The following is a 7,845-nucleotide window of genomic DNA, read 5'->3' on the forward strand; positions in this document are numbered from 1 at the left end:
GCCGCGCATGGCCGACGTGGTGGTCCTCGGACAGGTCGGCCGGGACCTCGTGCTCCGGGTCGGCGCGCTGCCGGAGGCCGGCGGCTCGGCGGTGGTCACCGAGCGTCGGGAGGTGCTGGGCGGCAAGGGTGCGAACCAGGCGGTGACGCTGGCCCAGCTGGGCGTGCCGGTGGCGCTCGTCGGCGTCGTCGGCACCGACGGGCCGGGCGCGGAGGCCCTGGCGCAGGCGGCCGCCGACGGGATCGACGTCTCGGCGGTGCGGCGGCGCCGGGGGGCCACGACGGCGCTGCTGGTCGACGTCGTCGCCGACGGCGGGGCGCGGCGGCTGCTCGAAGACGTGCCCGACGCCGTGCGGCTCACCCCGGAGGACGTCGCGGCGGCCGCGGACCAGCTCGCGGCGGCGCAGCTGGTGATCCTGCAGCTGCAGCAGCCCGCCGCCGCGGTCCGGGCGGCCCTGGACCGGGTGCCGGCCGGCGCGGTGGTGGTCGCCGACGGCGCCCCGGCCGACGCGGCGACCCGCGCGGCGGTCCTGGCCCGCGCCGACGTCGTCCGGGCCGACACGGCCGAGGCCGCCCCGCTGACCGCCCGGGAGCCGACCGGGCCGGAGGAGCTGGCGGAGGCGGCCGGCGAGCTGCTGACCGCCGGGCCCCGGGTGGTCGCGATCGGTGCGGGGGAGGCCGGCGACCTGGTCTCCTGGCGGGCCGGCCCCCGGCTCGGGGTCGCGGCCGAGGAGCTCGAGGTGGACCCGGAGTGGGCCGACGGAGAGGTGCTCGTGCCGCTGCTCGGCGGGCCGCCGGCCGATCCGACCGGCGCCGGGGACGCCTACGTCGCCACGCTGGCCGCCACGCTGCTCGGCGGCGGAGCACCGGAGGACGCGGCCTGGGCGGCGTCGGCGGCCGCCTGCCTCACCGTGGCGCACGCCGGCGGCCGCCCGGACCTCAGCCCGGAGGCGGTGCGCCGGGTCGTCCGCCGGGCCCGCGCCTACTGACCGGCCTCCGGGGCTCCCGCCGGCGCGGATCACCGCCGTCCCGGTGTGAGCCCGGGCCCACCCGGGCGCCGGCGCACTCCCCGCCGATAGGGTCGGCCGGAAGTCGTCGGGAGGGGACGGGCGTGGCGGAGTTCGAGAAGATGCTGACCGCGAACGAGGAGTGGGCGAGGAGCTTCCCCGGCGAGCTGCCGGTGCGCCCGGCCCGGCAGGTGGCGGTCGTCGCCTGCATGGACTCCCGGATGCCACTGTTCCCCCTGCTGGGGCTGGCGGTCGGCGACGCGCACGTGATCCGCAACGCCGGCGGGGTGGTCACCGAGGACACCATCCGCTCCCTGACCATCTCCCAGCACCTGCTGGGCACCCGCGAGATCGTCCTGGTGCACCACACGAACTGCGGGCTGCAGGCCACCGACGACACCGCCTTCGCCGACCTGGTCGAGCGGGCCACGGGACGGCGTCCGCCGTGGGCGGCGCGGGCGTTCGTCGACGTCGAGGACGACGTCCGGGAGTCGATGCGACTGCTGCGCGACTGCCCCTACCTCGTCTCGCGGGAGATCTGCGGGAGCGTCTACGACGTGGCCACCGGGCGGCTGAACCCGGTCGCGCTGGAGGTCTGAGAAGGGGCCCTCCTGCCCACCGCCCCTCGCTCCGCTCAGGGGCGGGCCCCTGCAGGAGGGCCGTTCCGGCACGTCTCCTCGCGGCTGGGCCCGGACGGCGACTGGTATCGTGACCGGCTGGCGCGCGGAGCCGGCTGGTGCCCGCGCGCGTTGCACCGTCTCCCGTGTTCGGTGAGGCGATCCCACCAGCCGATCCGACAACGACGGAGGACACGAGCGCCGTGCGCACGTACACCCCCAAGCCCGGCGAGGTCAGCCGGGCCTGGCACGTCATCGACGCCACTGATGTGGTGCTCGGTCGACTCGCCAGCCAGACCGCGATCCTGCTCCGCGGCAAGCACAAGCCCCAGTACGCCCCGCACGTCGACGTCGGTGACTTCGTCGTGATCGTCAACGCCGGCAAGGTGGCGCTGACCGGGTCCAAGCGCGACGACAAGGTCGCGTACCGCCACTCGGGTTACCCGGGCGGCCTCAAGACGATCAACGTCGGCGACCAGCTGCGCACGCACCCCGACCGCGTCGTGGAGCGGGCGATCAAGGGGATGCTGCCGCACAACACCCTGGGCCGGCAGATGCTCAAGAAGCTCAAGGTGTACGCCGGGCCCGAGCACCCGCACGCCGCGCAGCAGCCCCAGCCCTTCGAGATCAAGCAGGTGGCCCAGTGACGACCGCACTGACCGTGACCGACGCCGAGGGGCGTCCGGTGCAGACCGTCGGCCGGCGCAAGGAGGCCATCGTCCGGGTGCGTCTCCTGCCCGGTACCGGCCAGTTCCGGCTCAACGGCCGCACCATCGAGGACTACTTCCCCAACAAGGTGCACCAGCAGCTCATCCGTGAGCCGTTCGTGATCCTGGAGAAGGGTGAGCAGTACGACGTCGTCGGCATCCTCCACGGTGGCGGCGTCAGCGGTCAGGCCGGCGCGCTGCGCCTGGCGATCGCCCGTGCCCTCATCGAGGTCGAGCCCGACGACCGTCCGGCGCTGAAGAAGGCCGGCTTCCTCACTCGTGACGCCCGCGTCACCGAGCGCAAGAAGTACGGGCTCAAGAAGGCCCGCAAGGCGCCTCAGTACTCGAAGCGCTGACCGGTACGCCCGTGGGTCGCCTCTTCGGGACCGACGGCGTCCGGGGTCGGGCCAACGCCGACCTCACGCCGGAGTTGGCCCTCTCGGTGGCACGTGCTGCCGCCGGCGTGCTCGCCGACCGCGACGGGACCTCGCGTCCCGTCGCGGTCGTCGGCCGCGACCCCCGCGCCAGTGGGGAGATGCTCGAGGCCGCCGTCGTGGCGGGCCTCGCCAGTGCCGGTGCGGAGGTGCTGCGCGCCGGGGTGCTGCCCACCCCGGCGATCGCGCACCTGACCGCGGACACCGGCGCCGACCTCGGCGTGATGATCTCCGCCAGTCACAACCCGATGCCCGACAACGGCATCAAGCTCTTCAGCCGCGGCGGTCACAAGCTGCCCGACGCCCTCGAGATCGCGATCGAGCAGGCCGTCGCCGACGGCACGGCGGGGCACCGGCCGACCGGTGCCGGGATCGGCCGCGTCCGCGACCTCCCCGGTGCCGCCGAGAGCTACGCGCAGCACCTGCTGTCGACGGTGGCGCAGCCGCTCACCGGCCTCACCCTCGTCGTCGACTGCGCGCACGGCGCGGCCGCGACCGTCGCGCCCGAGGTCTACCGCCGGGCCGGCGCGACGGTGCACGTCATCGGTGGCGAGCCCGACGGCTGGAACATCAACGACGGCATCGGCTCCACCCACCTCGGGCCGCTGATGAAGGCGGTCGCGGAGGTCGGCGCCGACCTCGGCATCGCCCACGACGGGGACGCCGACCGGTGCCTGGCGATCACCGCGACCGGGGACACCGTCGACGGCGACGCGATCCTGGCGATCTGCGCGCTGGCCCTCCACGAGCGCGGCGCGCTGGCCGGCGAGACCGTCGTCGCCACGGTGATGAGCAACCTCGGCTTCCACCACGCCATGCGCGGCGCCGGGATCGCGGTGCACACCACGGCGGTCGGCGACCGCTACGTGCTCGAGGCGCTGCGTGCGCAGGAGCTCAGCCTGGGCGGCGAGCAGAGCGGCCACCTGGTCTTCCTCGACCACGCCACCACCGGTGACGGCCTGCTGACCGGGCTGGCCCTGCTCTCGCGCATGGCGGCCACCGGGTCGTCGCTGGCCGAGCTCGCCTCGGTGGTGCAGCGCCTGCCGCAGACCCTGGTCAACGTGCCCGTGCGGGACCGGCTGGCGGTCGCCGAGAGCGACGCGGTCGCCGACGCGGTGAACGCCGTCGAGGCCGAGCTCGGCGACGACGGCCGGGTGCTGCTGCGCCCGTCGGGCACCGAGCAGCTGGTGCGCGTGATGGTCGAGGCCCCCACCCAGGAGCAGGCCGACAGCATCGCCGAGCGGCTGGCCGCGGTCGTCGCCTCCTGCAACTGACCGCGCCCCGCGGCGGACTGAGGCGAGGCTCTCGCTCGATCGAGGGACGGCTCCGGCCGCGGTCGCCGGTACCCTCGACGAAATGTGCGGAATCGTGGGATACGTCGGCCCGCAGAACGCCCTGGACGTCGTCGTCGAGGGTCTGCGCCGGCTGGAGTACCGGGGGTACGACTCGGCAGGGGTCGCCGTCCTGGCTGACGGGACGATGACGACGGCCAAGAAGGCCGGCAAGCTGGCCAACCTGGAGAAGCTGCTCGCCGAGCACGCGCTGCCCCCGTCGACGATCGGGCTCGGCCACACCCGGTGGGCCACGCACGGCGGCCCCACCGACCGCAACGCCCACCCGCACGTCTCCGCGGACGGCAAGGTCGCGGTCATCCACAACGGGATCATCGAGAACTTCGCCGTCCTCCGTGCGGAGTGCGAGGCCGCCGGCGTCGAGTTCAGCTCCGAGACCGACACCGAGGTCGCCGCGCACCTGCTCGCGCGTGCCTACGCGCAGACCCCGGACGGGCCGGGCCGGCTGGCCGAGGCGATGCGCGCCGTCAGCCGCCGCCTGGAGGGTGCCTTCACCCTCGTCGCCTCGCACGCCGACGAGCCGGACACCCTCGTCGCCTCCCGCCGCAACAGCCCGCTGGTGGTCGGCGTCGGTGACGGCGAGTACTTCCTCGGCTCCGACGTCGCCGCCTTCATCGCGCACACCCGCGAGGCGCGCGAGCTCGGCCAGGACCAGGTCGTCGAGATCGACCGGGCCCGCGGGCTGACGGTCACCGACTTCGCCGGCAGCGTCGTCGAGCCGGTGGCCTACACCGTCGACTGGGACGCCGCGGCCGCCGAGAAGGGCGGCCACGACTGGTTCATGCTCAAGGAGATCGCCGAGCAGCCGCAGGCGGTCGCCGACACCCTGCTCGGCCGGATCGGCGACGACGGCGCGCTGATGCTCGACGAGGTCCGGCTGTCCGACCAGGACCTGCGCGACATCGACAAGATCTTCGTCGTCTCGTGCGGCACCTCGTACCACGCCGGCCTGATCGCGAAGTACGCCATCGAGCACTGGACCCGGATCCCGGTCGAGGTCGAGGTGGCCAGCGAGTTCCGCTACCGCGACCCGGTGCTGGACCGCTCCACGCTCGTCGTCGTCATCAGCCAGTCCGGCGAGACCATGGACACCCTGATGGCGCTGCGGCACGCCAAGGACCAGAAGGCCCGCGTGCTGGCCATCTGCAACGTCAACGGCTCGACCATCCCGCGCGAGTCCGACGCCGTCCTGTACACCCACGCCGGGCCGGAGGTCGCGGTCGCCTCGACCAAGAGCTTCCTGGCCCAGATCGTGGCCTGCTACCTCGTCGGGCTCATCCTCGCCCAGGTGCGCGGCGTGAAGTACGCCGACGAGATCGCCGCCATCGTCGAGGACCTGCGCCGGCTGCCGGACGCCGTGGCCGAGGTGCTGCTGCAGATGGAGCCGGTGCGCGAGCTCGGCCGCTCGCTGGCCGGCGCCAACACGATCCTGTTCCTGGGCCGGCACGTCGCCTACCCGGTGGCGCTCGAGGGCGCGCTCAAGCTCAAGGAGCTGGCCTACATCCACGCCGAGGGCTTCGCCGCGGGCGAGCTCAAGCACGGGCCGATCGCGCTGATCGACGAGGGGACACCGGTCGTCGTCGTCGTCCCGTCGCCGCGCAGCCGGGAGTCGGTGCACGGCAAGGTGGTCTCCAACATCCAGGAGGTCCGGGCCCGCGGGGCGCGCACCATCGTGATCGCCGAGGAGGGCGACGAGGACGTCGTCCCGTACGCCGACCACGTGATCCGGGTGCCGCGGACGCCGACGCTGATGGCCCCGGTGGTCACCACCGTGCCGCTGCAGGTGCTGGCCTGCGAGATCGCCGACACCCGCGGCTACGACGTCGACCAGCCGCGCAACCTGGCGAAGTCGGTCACCGTCGAGTGACGGCGGCCTGAGCCTCGCCCGAGCGCCGGCGGCGCCCGGGACCTCCGCGACGGCACCGTCGAGGCAGGACGGCGGTCGGGAGTGACGGGACGGGTCCGAGCGGGGAGCATGACCTCCACGCCGCCGTCCGGTCGCCCGTTCGATCCGGCAGGGCCCGGTCGAGGGAACACGCGCTGCCCGGCCGGCCTGGCCACTCGGACCAGCTCAGCCGCCGACGACAGGACCGCGGATGAGCGCCGTGCACGGCCACGAGAGCCCGGCGGACGAGTTCCGTCGCGTCACATCGGTCGATGGCACCTCCCTCGTCGTGGAGCGGGTCACCAGGGGACCGGCGGTGGTGGTGATGGTCCCGGGTGGACCGAACGGCCGGCGGGTGTGGGCCGCCGTTGCCGCACGGCTCGAGGGGACCCATTCCTGCTGGCTGATGGACCGACGCGGCAAGGGCGACTCCGGTGACACCGCCCCCTACAGCCTGGAGCGTGAGTACGAGGACGTCACGGCTGTGGCCGGCTCCTTCGACGAACCGGTCCTCGTCGCCGGTCACTCCTCCGGGGCGGTCTGCGTCCTCGGCGCGGCGACCCGTGGTGCCCGGCTGACCGGCCTCGTCCTCTACGAACCGCCCTGGCCGCACGCCGGCTGGCACCCGACCGCCGAGGGCGCCGACGAGATGGACGAGTTCATCGCTGCCGGCCGACCGGAACGCGCGCTGGAGTTCGGTCTGCGGGAACTCGTCGGGATGCCTGCGGCGGCCGTGGCGGCGATGCGGGGCGGCCCCGGATGGGCCGACCGGGTCGCGCTGGTCCACACCTGGCCCCGGGAGGTCAGGGAGATCACCCGGCTACCGGCCGACCTGGCGCCGCTGCGGAGGATCGCCGCCCCGGTGCTGCTCCTCGACGGCGAGAGGAGCCCGGCACACCACCGACAGGCCACATCCGGTATCGCAGCGGCTCTGCCGAACGCGACCGTGTGACCGAGCTGCCCGGCCAACACCACGCTGCCGTGCAGATGGCGCCACAGCTCGTGGCGGACGCCATCCGGGCCTTCCGGCCCCCGTCCCGGCCTGAGCGGTCCGCCGGCCGGCCGGACGGTCCGTCCACCACCCTGCACGGCCGGACGGGCGGGACGGCGGGGTGCGCGGCGGCACGGCAGACTGATCGTCGTGATCATCGGCGTGGGGATCGACGTGGTGCCGGTGGACCGCTTCGCCGAGTCGCTGACCCGCACCCCCGGGCTGCGCGACCGGCTGTTCACCGCCGCCGAGCAGAGCACGCCGTCTGGCACGCCCCGCAGCGGGGAGTCGCTGGCCGCCCGGTTCGCCGCCAAGGAGGCCGTGGCCAAGGCACTCGGCGCCCCCGGCGACCTGCAGTGGCACGACGCCGAGGTGTGCGTCGGCGACCGCGGCCGACCGCACCTGGAGGTCCGGGGCACGGTCGCCGGCCGCGCCGCGATGCTCGGCGTCACCTCGTGGCACGTGTCGCTGAGTCACGACGGCGGGATCGCCTCCGCGGTGGTCGTCGCCGAGGGCGTGCCGCGGGGCGCCGAGGCGTGATCCCGCTCTTCACCGCCGGGGAGGTCCGCGACGCCGAGGCGCCGCTGCTGGCCGCGACCCGCGAGGGCGAGCTCATGCAGCGGGCCGCGACCGGCCTGGCCACGGTCTGCCTGCGGCTGCTCGGCCGAGCACACGGCGTGCGGGTCACCGCCTTGGTCGGTGCGGGCAACAACGGTGGCGACGCCCTGTTCGCCGGCGCGCAGCTGGCCCGGCGCGGCGCCCGGGTGACCGCCGTCCTCCTGGACGCCGAGCGCGCGCACGCCGCAGGCCTGGCGGCCCTGCGCGCCGCCGGCGGCCGGGTCACCGCGCCGGG

At 74.7% G+C, this 7,845-nt stretch carries 9 protein-coding genes; all 9 read left to right on the top strand.

Translation table 11 applies throughout. The features are described from left to right. Positions 1 to 7: 7 nt before the first annotated feature. Positions 8 to 988 carry a PfkB family carbohydrate kinase gene (locus MY520_RS13505; RefSeq protein ID WP_436692612.1) on the top strand — a complete coding sequence of 327 codons (981 nt, stop codon included), beginning with the start codon at positions 8 to 10 and terminating at the stop codon, positions 986 to 988. A gap of 122 nt (positions 989 to 1,110) precedes the next feature. Beyond that, positions 1,111 to 1,605, top strand: a complete 495-nt coding sequence (locus MY520_RS13510) for a beta-class carbonic anhydrase (protein WP_436692613.1) — start codon at positions 1,111 to 1,113, stop codon at positions 1,603 to 1,605. A gap of 221 nt (positions 1,606 to 1,826) precedes the next feature. Further along, positions 1,827 to 2,270, top strand: coding sequence for a 50S ribosomal protein L13 (gene rplM, locus MY520_RS13515; RefSeq protein WP_436692614.1), 444 nt, complete (start codon positions 1,827 to 1,829; stop codon positions 2,268 to 2,270). Continuing rightward, positions 2,267 to 2,686 carry a 30S ribosomal protein S9 gene (gene rpsI / locus MY520_RS13520; protein WP_436692615.1) on the top strand — a complete coding sequence of 140 codons (420 nt, stop codon included), beginning with the start codon at positions 2,267 to 2,269 and terminating at the stop codon, positions 2,684 to 2,686. The genes rplM and rpsI overlap by 4 nt, the downstream gene beginning before the upstream one ends. Before the next feature lie 11 nt (positions 2,687 to 2,697). Then, entirely contained in the window at positions 2,698 to 4,038 is a 1,341-nt protein-coding gene (gene glmM, locus MY520_RS13525; RefSeq protein ID WP_436692616.1) for a phosphoglucosamine mutase, read from the top strand. 82 nt (positions 4,039 to 4,120) lie between these two features. Continuing rightward, complete coding sequence (glmS, locus tag MY520_RS13530) at positions 4,121 to 5,983, top strand: glutamine--fructose-6-phosphate transaminase (isomerizing) (protein WP_436692617.1); 1,863 nt, start codon at positions 4,121 to 4,123, stop codon at positions 5,981 to 5,983. Between the two features lie 229 nt (positions 5,984 to 6,212). Then, positions 6,213 to 6,953, top strand: coding sequence for an alpha/beta fold hydrolase (locus MY520_RS13535; protein WP_436692618.1), 741 nt, complete (start codon positions 6,213 to 6,215; stop codon positions 6,951 to 6,953). 189 nt (positions 6,954 to 7,142) lie between these two features. Continuing rightward, positions 7,143 to 7,532: a holo-ACP synthase gene (locus tag MY520_RS13540; RefSeq protein ID WP_436692619.1), complete on the top strand. Its 390-nt coding sequence runs from the start codon at positions 7,143 to 7,145 to the stop codon at positions 7,530 to 7,532. After that, on the top strand, positions 7,529 to 7,845 hold a 317-nt coding region (locus MY520_RS13545), incomplete at its 3' end, for an NAD(P)H-hydrate epimerase (RefSeq protein WP_436692620.1). The genes MY520_RS13540 and MY520_RS13545, both read left to right, overlap by 4 nt.

It is taken from the genome of Geodermatophilus sp. CPCC 205506, from assembly GCF_051383635.1.
Taxonomy (GTDB): domain Bacteria; phylum Actinomycetota; class Actinomycetes; order Mycobacteriales; family Geodermatophilaceae; genus Geodermatophilus.

Bases quoted from the DNA above. Each gene is read 5' to 3' on its own strand.
- MY520_RS13535 (WP_436692618.1), top strand. From the start codon at position 6,213: ATGAGCGCCGTGCACGGCCACGAGAGCCCGGCGGACGAGTTCCGTCGC.
- MY520_RS13505 (WP_436692612.1), top strand. From the start codon at position 8: ATGGCCGACGTGGTGGTCCTCGGACAGGTCGGCCGGGACCTCGTGCTC.
- glmS (WP_436692617.1), top strand. From the start codon at position 4,121: ATGTGCGGAATCGTGGGATACGTCGGCCCGCAGAACGCCCTGGACGTC.